At 41.8% G+C, this 14,780-nt stretch carries 14 protein-coding genes; 3 read left to right on the forward strand and 11 right to left on the reverse strand.

The genetic code is table 11. The features are described from left to right. Positions 1-2 precede the first annotated feature (2 nt). The 3 genes from EP737_RS07190 to EP737_RS07200 form a co-directional block, all read right to left on the reverse strand. Complete coding sequence (locus EP737_RS07190; protein ID WP_129727260.1) at positions 3-836, reverse strand: metal ABC transporter permease; 834 nt, start codon at positions 834-836, stop codon at positions 3-5. Further along, on the reverse strand, positions 833-1,606 hold the full coding sequence (locus tag EP737_RS07195) for a metal ABC transporter ATP-binding protein (RefSeq protein ID WP_129727262.1): 774 nt from the start codon (positions 1,604-1,606) through the stop codon (positions 833-835). The genes EP737_RS07190 and EP737_RS07195 overlap by 4 nt, the downstream gene beginning before the upstream one ends. A gap of 159 nt (positions 1,607-1,765) precedes the next feature. Then, the gene (locus EP737_RS07200) at positions 1,766-2,647 is read right to left on the reverse strand and encodes a YitT family protein (protein WP_129727264.1); all 882 of its coding nucleotides are present in this window, start codon (positions 2,645-2,647) and stop codon (positions 1,766-1,768) included. A gap of 178 nt (positions 2,648-2,825) precedes the next feature. Here EP737_RS07200 and EP737_RS07205 point away from each other — a divergent pair, with 178 nt between their 5' ends. Further along, positions 2,826-3,080, forward strand: a complete 255-nt coding sequence (locus tag EP737_RS07205) for a DUF2624 domain-containing protein (protein ID WP_129727266.1) — start codon at positions 2,826-2,828, stop codon at positions 3,078-3,080. 78 nt (positions 3,081-3,158) lie between these two features. Here the strand turns inward: EP737_RS07205 and EP737_RS07210 are convergent, their stop codons facing one another. Further along, positions 3,159-4,052 (reverse strand): deoxyribonuclease IV, encoded by an 894-nt coding sequence (locus tag EP737_RS07210; RefSeq protein ID WP_129727268.1) that lies wholly within the window; start codon positions 4,050-4,052, stop codon positions 3,159-3,161. A 184-nt stretch (positions 4,053-4,236) separates the two neighbouring features. Beyond that, a complete protein-coding gene (locus tag EP737_RS07215) occupies positions 4,237-5,541 on the reverse strand; it encodes a DEAD/DEAH box helicase (RefSeq protein ID WP_129727399.1) in 1,305 nt (434 codons plus the stop codon). A 170-nt stretch (positions 5,542-5,711) separates the two neighbouring features. Between EP737_RS07215 and vrrA the strand changes: the two genes are divergently transcribed. Both vrrA and EP737_RS07230 read left to right on the forward strand, forming a co-directional pair. After that, positions 5,712-6,764 carry a VrrA/YqfQ family protein gene (vrrA, locus tag EP737_RS07225; RefSeq protein ID WP_165350719.1) on the forward strand — a complete coding sequence of 351 codons (1,053 nt, stop codon included), beginning with the start codon at positions 5,712-5,714 and terminating at the stop codon, positions 6,762-6,764. Between the two features lie 79 nt (positions 6,765-6,843). Continuing rightward, positions 6,844-7,785: a 4-hydroxy-3-methylbut-2-enyl diphosphate reductase gene (locus EP737_RS07230; RefSeq protein WP_129727274.1), complete on the forward strand. Its 942-nt coding sequence runs from the start codon at positions 6,844-6,846 to the stop codon at positions 7,783-7,785. A gap of 339 nt (positions 7,786-8,124) precedes the next feature. Here EP737_RS07230 and EP737_RS07235 read toward each other — a convergent pair whose 3' ends face one another. The 6 genes from EP737_RS07235 to dnaG form a co-directional block, all read right to left on the reverse strand. Beyond that, positions 8,125-8,523 (reverse strand): DoxX family protein, encoded by a 399-nt coding sequence (locus tag EP737_RS07235; protein ID WP_129727400.1) that lies wholly within the window; start codon positions 8,521-8,523, stop codon positions 8,125-8,127. Between the two features lie 291 nt (positions 8,524-8,814). Continuing rightward, positions 8,815-9,936 carry a Nif3-like dinuclear metal center hexameric protein gene (locus tag EP737_RS07240; RefSeq protein ID WP_129727276.1) on the reverse strand — a complete coding sequence of 374 codons (1,122 nt, stop codon included), beginning with the start codon at positions 9,934-9,936 and terminating at the stop codon, positions 8,815-8,817. Next, positions 9,933-10,640 (reverse strand): tRNA (adenine(22)-N(1))-methyltransferase, encoded by a 708-nt coding sequence (locus tag EP737_RS07245; RefSeq protein WP_129727278.1) that lies wholly within the window; start codon positions 10,638-10,640, stop codon positions 9,933-9,935. Before EP737_RS07245 ends, EP737_RS07240 begins: the two co-directional genes overlap by 4 nt. 247 nt (positions 10,641-10,887) lie before the next feature. Then, positions 10,888-11,250: a cytochrome c550 gene (gene cccA / locus EP737_RS07250; protein WP_129727280.1), complete on the reverse strand. Its 363-nt coding sequence runs from the start codon at positions 11,248-11,250 to the stop codon at positions 10,888-10,890. Positions 11,251-11,783: 533 nt separating this feature from the next. Beyond that, on the reverse strand, positions 11,784-12,902 hold the full coding sequence (gene rpoD / locus EP737_RS07255) for an RNA polymerase sigma factor RpoD (RefSeq protein WP_129727282.1): 1,119 nt from the start codon (positions 12,900-12,902) through the stop codon (positions 11,784-11,786). Between the two features lie 59 nt (positions 12,903-12,961). Continuing rightward, on the reverse strand, positions 12,962-14,761 hold the full coding sequence (gene dnaG / locus EP737_RS07260) for a DNA primase (RefSeq protein WP_129727284.1): 1,800 nt from the start codon (positions 14,759-14,761) through the stop codon (positions 12,962-12,964). Positions 14,762-14,780: the final 19 nt, after the last annotated feature.

A 14,780-nucleotide genomic window follows, 5' to 3' on the forward strand; every position in this document is an offset into this window, starting at 1 on the left:
CTTTACGCTGTTTTTTTCTTTTTCCACATGATCGCTCCTACCAAAATTGCAACAGCAATCATCACAATTGTCCCTCCTGGAGCCAAATCCAGTTGATATGAAGTGATAAGTCCTCCAACAACAGCCAGTTCTCCAAAAAGAATAGAAAAGAAGATAGTCTGTTTAAACCCTCTTGCAATGCGAATACTCGCCGCCACTGGTAAGGTCATGAGCGATGATACAAGTAAAATGCCGACAACTCTCATAGATGCAGCAATCACAAGAGCCACCAGTACAATAAAAATGAAATGAATCCATTTCCCACGCAGGCCCGTTGCAGTTGCATACTCCTCATCGAAGGAAAGTAAAAACAGCTCTTTATATAGGAGGAAAACTGTTGCAAGAACAAGAACAGCTATGCTGATAATAACCGTAAGATCTCCCTTGCTTACCGCACTGATGCTTCCGAATAAATAGGAGAATAAATCGGTATTAAATCCATTAGCCAACGAAATAAAAATCACACCAATACCGATGCCGCCCGATAAAATAATCGGCACTGCCAGCTCTTGGTAATGCTTATATACAGCCCGCAACTTTTCAATGAAAAGCGCTCCGCCAATCGAAAACACCATCCCCATATATAATGGATTGATAAATCCGCCTGGAAATAATGTTTTCTCCAAAAGTAAGCTTGCGGCAATACCAGAAAGCGTTACATGGCTAAGCGCATCGGCAATAAGCGACAATCGCCGAATGACAATAAACACGCCAAGTAGCGGGGCAACAAGACCAATAAGAACAGCGGCATATAGCGAATTACGCAAAAAATCATACTGCAAAAAATCTTGTATCATCTTGTCCCTCCGTGGTGCTCATGACTATGTTCAAGCAGATGAATATGATGTCCATAAAATGCCGACAAATCATGGTTCTTCCGCTCCTCAAACAGCTCCGTCTCTCCATGAAAATGCAAGTGCTTATTCAAACAAGCAACATGCGTTACCTTTTCTGTAATAGCTCCGATATCGTGTGTAACAAGAATTAGCGTAATTCCCAGCTCTGTATTTAAATGCTCCAGCATACTGTAGAAATTTTGCACATTCTCAGCGTCAACACCTACTGTCGGTTCATCCAAAATGAGCAGCTCCGGCTCACTTACAAGTGCTCTGGCAATAAAAACACGCTGCTGCTGTCCACCCGATAATTCTCCGATATTACGGTTCATAAATTCGCTCATCCCAACATCCGTAATGGCTTGTTTCACCTTTTTCTTTTGTGACTTATTCAAAAATCGAAACAAACCCGTCTTTGATACAAGCCCCATCGATACTACTTCAAATACAGTAGCTGGGAATCCAGAATTAAAGCTATTTGCCTTTTGTGATACATAGCCAATCTTATTCCAGTCTTTAAACTTACGGCTATCTATACCAAATAACCGAATCGTTCCCTGCTTTGGCTTTACAATCCCCAATATACATTTTAGAAGGGTGGATTTGCCGGATCCATTTGGGCCAACAAGCCCAAGAAAGGAACCCTTACGAACATGTAAATGAATATCCTCCAGCACCTTTTGATCCTCGTACTGAAACGATAAATGATCAATTTCTATAATATGATTCATCGTATCTCACCTTTATAATTCAGAATTCTTCCGATTTATATCTGTTCGAATTATAGTACAGTTCACACCAATTGTAAACTCATTTATCTTACACTAGACTAGATCTTTTCTATACTCCTGCCTGCCGCACGAAAAAACAAGAGATGGCACCATCTCTTGTTAATGAATTGCAGACTTAAACTTTGCACCTTTTGTTTCCTGCGTATTCATAATTGTAATAAATGCTTTTGGATCAATTTCGTGCACAATGCTTTTCAGCTTCGTTACCTCAAGGCGAGTAATAACCGCATAAATAACCTCTTTCTCTTTATCCGTGTATCCTCCCTTGCCAACAAGCTTCGTTGTACCGCGGCCAAGACGGTCCAAAATGGCATTTGACACATCCTCATAATAGTCTGAAACAATAATCACTGCCTTTGTTTCATCAAGACCTTGAATGACCGTATCAATGGTTTTAAATGCAATATAATATGTCATCACTGAATACATCGCCTGCTCAAGCCCAAACACAAATGCCGCCCAAGCAAAAATAAAGATATTCATAAACATCACGAACTCTCCAACAGAAAAGGGCAGCTTCTTTGTAAGCAGAATTCCTAAAATTTCCGTTCCATCCAAAGAACCCCCATGTCGAATGACAAGCCCAACGCCAACCCCAAGAGTTAAACCGCCAAATACAGTAGCTAAAATCGGATTTGTTGTGAATGGCTGAAAGTGATGAAGCACACCTTCAATAACAGCAAGGCAGATGACTGCAAAAATTGAAGAAAACATAAATGTTTTTCCGATTTGTTTGTACCCGGAGTACATAAAAGGTAAATTCAGGAGGATTACTAAAGTGGAAAAGTTAAGCCACCAGACACTTTGCGGTACAATAAAGTCCAAAATGAGGGAGATACCAATGATTCCGCCATCAATAATTTTATTCGGAATCAAAAATAGCTCAATCGCTACTGCTGCACAAGCCGCCCCAATCATAATCATCACTAAACGATATAAAATATGACCTAAGCTTTCTTTTTTATGTTGTTTATTCCCCATCGCTTCTCCTTTACAAGATTACTATTTTACGTCTACGTGTATACTGCTATTGTGACATTTTACACAAAGTTAGATAAACTTTATTATACCATACTTTTCTTCAAGTTGGGAAAACAAAGGAATATGAACAAGCTTCCTTTACATATATTCCGTTAGATAGCGGAAAAGGAGGAAGCGTATGAACTTCATTCAGCAAATTGTAAATAAAAAGCTAAACAACATCACAACGAATGAATTGCTGAAATTAAGCAAGGAGTATCAAATTCCCATTACGGAAGACCAAGCACAAAAAATTGTTTCCCTCATAAAAGGGAAGAATATTAACATTTATAGTCACATAGAGCGAATTGAACTTATCAAACAAATCGCACAGGTAACCTCACCATCAACAGCTCAACAAGTAAATACATTACTGCAAAATCTGCTAAACTAAAAAGGAGGAGTGAGCCCTCCCCCTTTTTAGTACATAAGGCTGTCTCCTCTTAAAAACTCGCCAATCGGCGAGTTTTCTTCACAACATGATTTTACTCAAAATCTCCGGGTCAAAGGTTCGGCTTTGCAGCATCTCAATTTCCTGCTTATATGGAGCTTTTTTATTATTTTTATCTTCTCCGACATAAGGTGTTTCAAGGATTTTGGGAATGTGCTGCAGCTGCGGGTGATGGACAATATAGCTAAGCGTTTCAAAGCCGATATGTCCAAATCCGATATTCTCATGACGGTCTTTATGCGTACCGCGTTCGTTTTTACTGTCATTAATATGCAGCACGCGGATGCGATCAATACCGATAATACGATCAAACTGCTCTAGTACCCCGTCAAAGTCATTTACAATATCATAACCGGCATCGTGTACGTGACATGTATCAAAACAAACAGACAGCTTCTCGTTATGCGTTACCCCTTCAATAATTTTAGCGATTTCCTCAAAACTTCTGCCGCACTCAGAGCCTTTTCCAGCCATTGTCTCCAAAGCAATTTGCACTGTTTGATCTGCAGTCAGCACTTCATTTAAACCTTCAATAATTTTAGCGATGCCAGCATCTGCTCCTGCTCCAACATGCGCTCCTGGGTGCAGGACAATTTGCTTCGCCGCTTGCAATGCCTCAGTCCGCTCAATTTCCAGACGTAAAAAATCAACCCCGAGCTGAAAGGTATCAGGATTTTGCGTATTGCCGATGTTAATAATATAAGGAGCGTGCACAACAATCTCCTCAATGCCATGCTCCTGCATATGAAGAAGCCCCGCCGCTATATTCAAGTCCGCAATTGGCTTGCGTCTCGTATTTTGCGGCGCGCCCGTATACACCATAAATGTCGTAGCTCCGTAAGAAACGGCTTCCTCACTAGATGCAAGCAGCATTTTTTTACCGCTCATTGATACGTGTGAACCTATTTTCAGCATATATATCACCTCATTTGTTTACTAAAGAAAACTCGCCGACTGGCGAGCCCTGCTCTTGGGCGAAGACAGAGGCGTAGCCCTACTTATACTGTATTCTTAAAATTTCTCGCTACGTCGAATTGTCTCTTAGCTAAAATTTACACTTTCTTACAGTATAAAAAACGAAACAAAGGAGCACGCCCCCTTATTTCGTTTTCTTACTGTATCTCCGTTTAATTTTCTCTCGTTCTTCATTTAATTTTTTCTTATATCCTGGCTTAACTTTAGTTGGCTTCTTGATAACCTTCTTCGCCATAACATCCATCTCATTTTCTTGCTTTTTGCGGCTTTGACGCTTTCTGCGCGGACCAAGGTCGACCCATTCACCGCTTCGTAAGTCAATATGACGGAATTCAATCTTGCGTTTCTCAAGCTTATCTAGTGCTTCTTCATCACTTGGTTCGTAAATTGTAATGGCGGTTCCAGAAAAACCAGCGCGTGCCGTACGGCCAACGCGGTGAATATAGAAATCCAGATCATCAGGCAGTTCATAGTTCACAACATGACTAACTCCTTCGATATCAATACCACGAGCCGCTAAGTCTGTCGCAACAATATATTGGTACTCTAATTCATGCACTTGCTTCATCATTTTCCGGCGTTCACGCGGTGCCAAATCACCGTGAATGCGGCCAACCTTTAATCCGCGCTCCGCTAGCGCCTGCGCAACTTCTTCTGCATTCTTTTTCGTATTTGTAAATATAATCGCCAAATACGGCTGATATTGCATCAGAATATCTTTCAATAGATCCTTCTTATTACGATGGCGCAGCGGTATAATCGCGTGCTCAATGTTTTGTGCGGCTGCCTGATTCGGATTGATATGTACATACTCTGGATTTTCCATATACTTTTTCAAAAACGGCTTAAGTTTTTCAGGAATCGTTGCTGAGAAAACGAGCATTTGTAATTTTTGCGGCATCCGCGCTGCAATTTTATCAACATCTTCAATAAATCCCATATCAAGCATTAAATCTGCCTCATCGACAACAATGGTCGAAGCTGTATGTACAAATAATGCCTGCTCCTCGACTAAATCGTGGATGCGTCCAGGTGTACCAACAACTATATGCGGCTGCTTTTTCAGCTTATCAATTGTACGCTGCTTGTCCGTTCCACCAACAAAGCAACGTGCGGTGATCAGCTGTTCCTCTTGGCAGAATTTCGTAAGCTTTAGAATTTCTTGATAAATTTGCTGCGCCAATTCACGTGTCGGCGCTGTAATTACAGCCTGCACTTCTTCCTGCTGTGGTTGAACTGCCTGTAAAATTGGAAGTAAGTACGCGTGTGTTTTACCGGAACCTGTTTGTGATTGACCGATAACACTATGTCCTTTTTTCGCAATCGGAAAAATTTTACACTGAATTTCAGTTGGCTCTAAAAAGCCCAGATCCTTCACAGCCTTTAATAAAAACGGCTGAAATGCAAACTGTTCAAATGATGCTGTCATCTGTTCCACCTTCTTTCTCCTTATTTAACGCACAAATCAGGCAAGTTATCATTATAACGAATTCTACATGGAAAAGCTATTATTAGTTTGATGCTATGCTTGGAAAACTAACCTCTTTTCTTGTTGCTGCATATGGTAGTGTATACACCAACAAGAAAGGAGTGCTTTTTATGAGCCAGCCACAAATACCTCCCCGCCAACCGATGATGTACATGCCGCAATCACACCCATATCCAGCTGGAGGAATGAGAAGGGATACGCAGCAAAGGCGAACGCAGCAAAGGCCGATGCAACAAATGCCGACGCAGCAAAGGCCGATGCAGCAAATGCCGATGCAGCAAATGCCGATGCAGCAAATGCCAATGCAGCAAAGGCCGATGCAGCAAATGCCAATGCAGCAAATGCCCATGCAGCAAATGCCGATGCAGCAAATGCCCATGCAGCAAATGCCAATGCAGCAAATGCCAATGCAGCAAATGCCCATGCAGCAAATGCCCATGCAGCAAATGCCAATGCAGCAAATGCCCATGCAGCAAATGCCCATGCAGCAAATGCCAATGCAACAAAAACGGCAAGGAGGAATTTTATCAAAGCTGTTTGGAAAGAAAAATAAAAATTCGCAAGATACCAGTTCACCCTTTATGCCAAACAACAACTACGGCTCCCAGACGCAGCAGCCTATGATGCATCCCCGTCAACAACCGGCAGCCCAGACGAATATCCGGATGATCCCGCAGGCTGCAGCAACAAGCGCTGCAACAGCAAGCAACACAGGAGGAATTGGCAGTTTTTTTTCTAACTTGGTCGCCAACCCTTCCGCTATCGTAGGAAATGTAGAAAAGATTGTGCAAGTTGCGCAAACTGTCACTCCCGTTGTGCAGCAATATGGCCCGCTTATGCAAAAATTCCCAAACTTGACGAAAATTTTAAGTGCACTTACCCCTAGCAGCAACAAGGAAACAACAACAGAGGCAGTAACAGAGGCAACAACAGAGAAAACAACAGAGAAAACAACAGAGAAAACAACAGAGAAAACAACAGAGGCGACAACATCGGCAGCACCAATAGCTGTACAAGAAGAAACGTCAAAACCAACAAAACCAACAGCTAAGAAAGAAGAGAAGAAACAGAATAATCCAACAGTAGAAGACACACAAACGCCGCCACAGCAGCCAGCTTCACCTGCTGCCACGAAAACATCATCACCAAAATTATATGTATAGCTTTGTCAAGGCTCCTCTCCTCCTTTATAATGAAGAAGACTAGCTGGTGAAAGTCCTTGCTAAAAAGGAGAGGAATACGATGAAGGTAATTAAAATTGCCCCACGCGGCTATTGCTATGGGGTGGTAGACGCGATGGTCATTGCGCGCAATGCGGCGCTTGATAAAGATTTACCACGACCAATTTATATATTAGGAATGATCGTCCACAACAAACATGTAACTGATGCATTTGAAGAAGAGGGCATTATTACATTGGATGGTCCAAACCGTCTTGAAATTTTAGAACAGGTAGAGTCTGGCACTGTAATTTTCACAGCGCATGGTGTATCCCCTGAAGTCAAAAGACGCGCGCAGGAGAAGGGGTTAACAACTATTGATGCTACATGCCCTGACGTCACAAAGACACATGATTTAATCCGCGATAAGAAGGAACATGGATACCATATTGTTTATATTGGCAAAAAAGGACATCCAGAGCCGGAGGGGGCAATTGGTATCGCACCTGATATTGTACATCTTGTCGAGAAGGAAGCGGACGTAACTGCTTTGAATCTGCCAACCGATCGAATTTTGGTTACAAATCAAACAACGATGAGCCAATGGGATGTACAAAATCTCATGAAAAAAATCCAAGAGCGTTATCCTACAGCAGAATTCCATAAGGAAATCTGTCTGGCAACACAAGTTCGTCAAGAAGCGGTGGCTGATCAAGCAAAAGAAGCAGACCTAACCCTTGTCGTAGGCGATCCAAAAAGCAATAATTCCAATCGGCTGGCTCAAGTTTCTATGGAAATTGCCGGAACAAATGCATACCGTATTTCAGATGTAAGCGAAATTCAGCTCGAGTGGCTTAAAGGTGTAGAAACTGTTGCGATTACAGCAGGTGCTTCTACTCCTACACCAATTACAAAGGAAGTCATTGCCTTCATTGAGCAATACGATCCATCCAATCCCGCAACATGGGAACGCAAGCGACAGGTACCGCTTTCTAAGATTTTACCCAAAGTGAAAACGAAGTGATCAGGAGCGCTAGCACACCTAGCCTTTGCTCTCGTAGTTGCCCTTATACTGTAGTCCTAAAATTTCTTGCTGCGTCGAATTGTCTTCCAGCTAGAAATTTATACTTTCTTACAGTGTAAAATAATCCACGTACAAAACGAGAGGTTCAGGAAAATTTGATTCATAGAAGCTTTCCATAGGGTTTTCACTGCTAACTGTTTTTTTCATAACACTGGAGAAGGGTATTCCGCGAAAGGGAATAGACCTTGGCTGTAGGGCGGCACCTAAAAAATTATATATAAAAAGCGGAAGAGAGGGCTCTTCCGCTTTTTAAGCTATTGAAAAACAAAATTGTTACAATTATGGTCGATAAAGCAATACGTAATCACCTGGACCTACTAACGCTACGCCAGCTGTCACCGCAATTAGGACCATGTTATACTCAAATCCATTATTTGTAAGCCAATAGCCATTGCGGCCATGCACTGTCACGATGGCATCAATCATAATGATAATGATAAGAATAGCCCCTAAGGAAGTGAGCTCTCCAGCAGCGAAAAGGATTCCTCCAACAAGCTCAAATGATCCAGCTAGAACAGCCCAAATCTTCCCTCCTGGCTTAATTCCGATAGATTCTAACCATTCTCCCGTATTGCTTACACCAGCCCCTCCAAACCATCCAAACAATTTTTGACAACCATGTCCAATAAATGTGATTCCCACTACTAATCGAATGATTAATAGTCCAAGATTTGCCATCGAATCGAAATGATCCATGCTAGCCCTTCTTTCCTTATTCTTTGGCAAGAATGCCCTCCCTGCGCTCGGCATCAATAAAAAGCAGGAACGGAGTATATCACTCGTTTTACTTCTTCCTAAAAAGGATTCTCTAGAGAAAAACCCCTACCCCCCTATCGAGAAAAGATTAGTCAACTTTATCTGTTTCTATAATGAGGGTACTTTTTGTTCATGGGTTCATTTTGCAACAGAGATTTGTTTTTTATGCATAACAAGAACTTTATATTGTAGTGATGAATGTAACAGCCCTGTCTATATAAATGTAAATGGCTCCGTATTAATCGTGGATGCGTGTACTGTAACAGCCAATTTCTTTTCTGTTGCTTTTTGCTGCAGCTGCTTCTGCACCCCTGCCTTCATAATTTTTTCTACATTATGTCCCGGATCCACAACATGTAACCCAAGCATCATGGCATCATGTGCGACGTGATAATACAAATCACCTGTAACATACACATCTGCGCCCTTAAACTTCGCTTGTTTGATGTATTTATTCCCATCTCCACCAACAACTGCCACCTTTTTCACTGTATCCTGCAGCGCTCCGACAACTCGAACAGCCGGGACGTCTAATCGTTCTTTTACATATCCGGAAAATTGCTCCAGTGTCATGGCCTCTGGTAAATATCCTATTTTTCCTAAGCCTAGCACATTTCCTTTATTCTCAAGCGGGTAGATATCGTACGCAACCTCTTCATATGGATGAGCCGCAAGCATGGCCCGTACCACTTTACGCTGCAGGGACGCTGGGAAAATGGTTTCGATCCGTACTTCCTCAACATGCTCAAGCTTCCCTGCTGTTCCAGTATATGGGTTGGTTCCCTCTAGAGGTAAAAAGGTTCCTGTTCCTTCCACATTAAAGGTGCAAGAGCTGTAGTTTCCAATATGTCCTGCACCGCTATCTCCCAAAGCTTGCTGCACTGATTCCCGATGCGAGACAGGGACAAAAACAACCAGCTTTTTCAAATTTTCCTCGTATGTCGGCACCAAAACCTCCGTTTGCATTAAACCGAGCGCTTCAGCTAATAAATCATTTACCCCGCCGCTTGCAATATCAACATTTGTATGAGCAGCATATACGGCAATATCATGCTTGATGCACTTTTCGATGATTCGGCCATAAGCGGTATCTGTGTGAATCGTTTTTAATGGGCGGTATACAAGCGGATGGTGCGCAATAATTAAACCTGCCTGTTTCTCAATCGCCTCATCCACAACCTCTTCTGTTACATCTAATGCGATTAGTACATTTGTAACAGGACGGTTTAAAGCACCGATATGCAAGCCAATAGGATCCCCTTCCATCGCAAAAGCTTTTGGATACATTGTTTCAAATAAGCTAATAATCTCATGACCGTTTGGAATTTTGCTCATCCTAACGCCTCCTCAATAAGAGCGATTTTCTCAAGCAGTTCCTGCCGCTTTCTTTCTGTTTCCTCTGTTTCAGCCGCTTTGTTCAGCTGTTCATAAATCATTTTAAGACTCTTTAACTCATGCTGCCACTTTTCTACAAACACGGTATTTTTCTCCGGCAATAAAAACGGCCCCATCAGTACTCCTGCTGTCTCTTGCTCCTCATAAGGCTGCATGGGATTTCCTTTTTCAGCACACAAAATTTCATAAATTTTTCCGTCCTCTTTTAAAATCTGTTCCTTTTTCAGCTCCCATCCATTTTCAATTAACCATTGGCGAATATTATGGGCTCCAATATTTGGCTGCAGCACGAGACGCTGCACCCCTTGCAGCTTCCCTTTCCCTCGCTCCAATATATCGCGAATGAGAGCACCCCCCATACCACAAATCGTAATCACATCTGCTTCCCCGCCAGCAAGAACTGACAGGCCGTCTCCTTTGCGTACGGAAATCTTATCTTCTAAATGAAGCTGTTCAACTGTCGTTTTTGCCGATTGATATGGTCCCTCTACCACCTCGCCAGCAATTGCAGAAACAATTCTGTTATGTAACACGCAATAACATGGCAAATATGCGTGATCCGATCCGATATCAGCTAAGACGGATTGCGGGATAATTTCTTCCGCAACGGCCTGCAGCCTCTTTGAAAGCTTTACCTCGTTCATTCTGTTCATCCTTTACTTGTTTTCTTCATCATAAGAATTTTTTTATACTGTTGCAAGCGACAGTAACGACTTATTTTAGCATAAGAAAGCCGGTTAGGTCATAATGAGGAAGGGAAATTAAACTCAACTGCTGCCCTTATACTGTATTTCTAAAATTTCTCGCTACGTCGAATTGTCCTTCAACTAGGAATTTATACTTAAAGTAAAAAAAAATCCCTTTGTAAACATGTACAAAGGGTCTAATATATTATTTTTTTTGTGACAGCCATTCTGCTACTTTGGAAGCCTGATCAGCCGGAAGTAACCCAGCTGGCATGTTTCCTCTACCATTTAGAATAACACCTTGAATATCCTCTTTAGACAGTTTGTCGCCAACCTTTTGCAAGTTTGGACCAATATTTCCTTGTAGCTGGTCCCCATGACAGCTTACACAAGTTTGCTTCACAATATCTTCTGGCTTCGCAGCAGCTGTTTGCGTTGTTGTGCCACCATTTTTCTCGGCATCCGCCAGTTGTTCCGCCTTGTATAACCCTTGGAATGAAAGCAGAAACGTTAAAGCAATCCCTAAAGCTGCAATCAATGCGAACGGAATTAACGGGTTGCGTTTCATTTCTTTTCTCCCCCTCTATGTACCCCATTAACTATTTTTGTATGAACAGTTCTATTGTACTTGAAAACGCTCTATCGGAAAAGCATAAACTCCAAAACGGGAGGAAAATCCCCTAATTTTTTTATTTTTTTCCATAATTTATAAAATATGTATTTTTATTTTGACAAATGAAAGAAATATCCTCTAAATTTTTTTGCTAAAAATCTTCGAGATGCAGCAAAAACTCCTACTATTCAACTTAAATATTGTAAACCAACACAGAATTTGCTCGAAAAATAATAAAATGAGCATTTGCAAATCAATAGACAATTCTGTAAAATAAATTACAAGAATTGTAACTGGTTAGCATTTCCTTTCTCTACAAAAGCATGAGAGAAGTTTTCGAGGCAACGACAGAGGCATAGCTGCACTTACACCTTATTCCTAGAATCCCCTGCCATGTCGAATGAACTCCTAACTGGAAATTTATCCTTTCTTAAGGCAGAAAAGAAAAAGTTTACTTCACCTGCAATGAAGTAAACTTTCTTAAACGGTTATTCTAAGAAATCCTTAAGACGTTTGCTGCGGCTAGGATGTCTTAATTTACGAAGTGCTTTTGCTTCAATTTGACGGATACGTTCTCGCGTAACACCAAATACTTTTCCTACTTCCTCTAGTGTGCGCGTACGCCCATCGTCTAATCCAAATCGAAGACGGAGCACATTTTCTTCCCGGTCTGTTAATGTATCAAGCACATCCTCAAGCTGCTCTTTTAGCAATTCGTATGCAGCATGATCAGCCGGTGAAGTAGCTTCTTGGTCTTCAATAAAATCACCTAAATGCGAATCATCTTCTTCGCCAATCGGTGTTTCTAATGAAACAGGTTCTTGTGCAATCTTTAAGATTTCGCGTACCTTTTCTGGTGCTAGATCCATCTCTTCACCAATCTCTTCTGGACTTGGCTCACGACCTAGATCTTGGAGTAATTGGCGTTGCACACGAATAAGCTTGTTAATCGTCTCAACCATATGCACAGGAATACGAATGGTTCTCGCTTGGTCTGCGATCGCACGTGTAATCGCTTGGCGAATCCACCATGTTGCATACGTACTGAACTTATAACCTTTGCGGTAATCAAACTTTTCGACCGCTTTAATTAATCCCATATTCCCTTCTTGAATTAAATCAAGAAACAGCATGCCGCGACCTACATAACGCTTTGCAATACTAACAACGAGACGTAAGTTTGCTTCAGCAAGACGGCGCTTTGCTTCTTCATCGCCCTCTTCAATACGTCTTGCCAATTGGATTTCATCTTCAGCGGAAAGCAAATCGACACGCCCGATTTCCTTTAAGTACATCCGAACCGGATCATTGATCTTCACGCCTGGAGGAACGCTTAAATCATTTAAATCGAATTCTTCTTCTTTTTCTAATTGATGAACATTTGGGTCTTCTTCAGCATCACCTATGAGTTCAATGCCTTGTTCCCCCAAGTATTCATAGTATTCATCCATTTGATCAGATTCGATTTCGAATCCGTTCATGCGTTCTGCAATCTCCTCGTATGTAAGAACGCCGCGTTTCTTGCCGAGCTCTGTAAGCTGTTCCTTTACCTGCTCGAAAGTCACATCAGTTTCCATTTCTTTAGAACGAGCTGATTTGTCAGCCATTTGTTCCCCTCCTTACGCGAGATACAAATAAAAATTATAACTTGTTATAATAGAAAAAGCTATTGTTTTGCTTTTCGCTTATTAATGATATGCTCTTGTGCGAACCTGGCTGCTGCTAAAGGATCTGTTCGTTCTAGGTTTCGCAGTTCAAAAACACGGTTCATTTGTTCTATCCTTTGCTTGTGCTTATAGAGAGAATCGAGATTCCCTTGAAGCAGCTCTTCGGAATACTCCGTATTAATCATTTCGTCTGTTGCGAGTTCTGCTACAATGTTTTTTAACGGCTCGTTCGAAAGCCAATTGAGAAAGTGACTGATGTCAGGTTCGCATCCTTTTTCATAATATGCATACAGTTCATATAAAATCCCTTTATGTTCCTCTGTATGAAAATATTCAATAAACGGTTGGACACGCTGAGTCACTTCTTCGCTTTGCAGCATATGGTAAATCAACTCTCGCTCAGCTCTTTCATAACCAGCAAACCTCGGCTTCGCCTTTACCGGCTGTGCGGCTTGCGCGATGGTATGGCGCTCCTTTTTTTGCTGCACTTGCTGCAGTTGGCGCAATTCATTTCGCAAGTCCTCAATATGGTATGGAAACTCTTTTGCAAGCAACTGTAAATAGGGCTGTGCTTGTACAAAAGTCGTTAACCTTCCAAGCTCTCGAACTGCGGCCTGTACATATTCTCCTTGCTCCTGCGGATCCTGCAAATTTCGTCCGAAGCGGAGATGCTGAAGCTTAAAGTCAATAAAGCTACCACTGTTCTCCACAAGATTCTGAAATGCAGCCTCACCGTGTGTTCGTACATATTCATCTGGATCAAGCTTGTCTGGAAGCATAACTACTCTTACTTGGCTACCAATGTTCAGCAAAACACGGCCGGCCTTTTCAGTTGCCTCTTGTCCAGCTTTATCTCCATCATAGCAAAGAACTACAGTTTCTGTATTACGGCGAAGAATCTTAGCCTGCTCTTCTGTTAATGCGGTTCCCATTGTCGCAACTGACTCCTCAAAGCCGCTGCGAATGGCAGCTAATACATCAGCATATCCTTCAAACAACAGCACTCGCTGCTGTTTCCGGATCGATGGACGCGCATAATGAAAATTGTAAAGCAGCTTGCTTTTTTGAAAAACAGGAGTTTCTGGACTATTCAAATATTTTGGATTATCTTGTCCGATTGCTCTTCCGCTAAACGCAACAGTCTTGCCTTGCATGTTCTGAATCGGGAACATGATGCGATTACGAAAGCGGTCATAATAGGAGCCGTCCTGTTCACTTTGTACGACAAGGCCGGCCTGTTCCATAAGAGGAAGTGAAAAGCCTCTTTTTTGCAGCACTTTAGCAGCATGATCTCGAGAAGAACTCGCATATCCGATTTCAAACCGAAGCATAATCTCTCTCGAAATCCCCCTGTCAAGCAAGTATTGAAAGGCTTCATTTCCTTCCCTTGTATTCACAAGAAGATGATGATAATATTTTTTGAGCAGTTCATGCGCTTCTACCATGCTGGAGGTGTAATCGGCTTGCGGCTGTTCTACCATACTGTCTTGTTCAGAAATATATTGTGTTACATCTACACCCGTTTTTTCTCCTAGCTTTTTCACTGCTTCTGTAAACGAAATACCATCCATCTTCATGAGAAATGATAAAGAATTTCCTCCTTCGCCACAGCCGAAACAGTGAAAAATTTGTTTATCAGCTGAGACGGAAAAAGAAGGTGTGCTTTCTCCATGAAAAGGACATAATCCAAAATAATTTCGTCCTTGCTTTCTTAATTGAACATATTCGCCTATAACGTCTACAATATCAACGGAACGACGAACTTGCTCTATTACTTCTTCAGGAATTCGGTTCGTCATAAGCTCCATCTCCGTATTG

The sequence above is a fragment of the Ectobacillus funiculus genome (assembly GCF_004138295.1).
Classification (GTDB): Bacteria; Bacillota; Bacilli; order Bacillales; family Bacillaceae_G; genus Ectobacillus; species Ectobacillus funiculus.

Bases quoted from the DNA above. Each gene is read 5' to 3' on its own strand.
- EP737_RS07190 (WP_129727260.1), bottom strand. From the start codon at position 836: ATGATACAAGATTTTTTGCAGTATGATTTTTTGCGTAATTCGCTATAT.
- EP737_RS07195 (WP_129727262.1), bottom strand. From the start codon at position 1,606: ATGAATCATATTATAGAAATTGATCATTTATCGTTTCAGTACGAGGAT.
- EP737_RS07200 (WP_129727264.1), bottom strand. From the start codon at position 2,647: ATGGGGAATAAACAACATAAAAAAGAAAGCTTAGGTCATATTTTATAT.
- EP737_RS07205 (WP_129727266.1), top strand. From the start codon at position 2,826: ATGAACTTCATTCAGCAAATTGTAAATAAAAAGCTAAACAACATCACA.
- EP737_RS07210 (WP_129727268.1), bottom strand. From the start codon at position 4,052: ATGCTGAAAATAGGTTCACACGTATCAATGAGCGGTAAAAAAATGCTG.
- EP737_RS07215 (WP_129727399.1), bottom strand. From the start codon at position 5,541: ATGACAGCATCATTTGAACAGTTTGCATTTCAGCCGTTTTTATTAAAG.
- vrrA (WP_165350719.1), top strand. From the start codon at position 5,712: ATGAGCCAGCCACAAATACCTCCCCGCCAACCGATGATGTACATGCCG.
- EP737_RS07230 (WP_129727274.1), top strand. From the start codon at position 6,844: ATGAAGGTAATTAAAATTGCCCCACGCGGCTATTGCTATGGGGTGGTA.
- EP737_RS07235 (WP_129727400.1), bottom strand. From the start codon at position 8,523: ATGGCAAATCTTGGACTATTAATCATTCGATTAGTAGTGGGAATCACA.
- EP737_RS07240 (WP_129727276.1), bottom strand. From the start codon at position 9,936: ATGAGCAAAATTCCAAACGGTCATGAGATTATTAGCTTATTTGAAACA.
- EP737_RS07245 (WP_129727278.1), bottom strand. From the start codon at position 10,640: ATGAACGAGGTAAAGCTTTCAAAGAGGCTGCAGGCCGTTGCGGAAGAA.
- cccA (WP_129727280.1), bottom strand. From the start codon at position 11,250: ATGAAACGCAACCCGTTAATTCCGTTCGCATTGATTGCAGCTTTAGGG.
- rpoD (WP_129727282.1), bottom strand. From the start codon at position 12,902: ATGGCTGACAAATCAGCTCGTTCTAAAGAAATGGAAACTGATGTGACT.
- dnaG (WP_129727284.1), bottom strand. From the start codon at position 14,761: ATGACGAACCGAATTCCTGAAGAAGTAATAGAGCAAGTTCGTCGTTCC.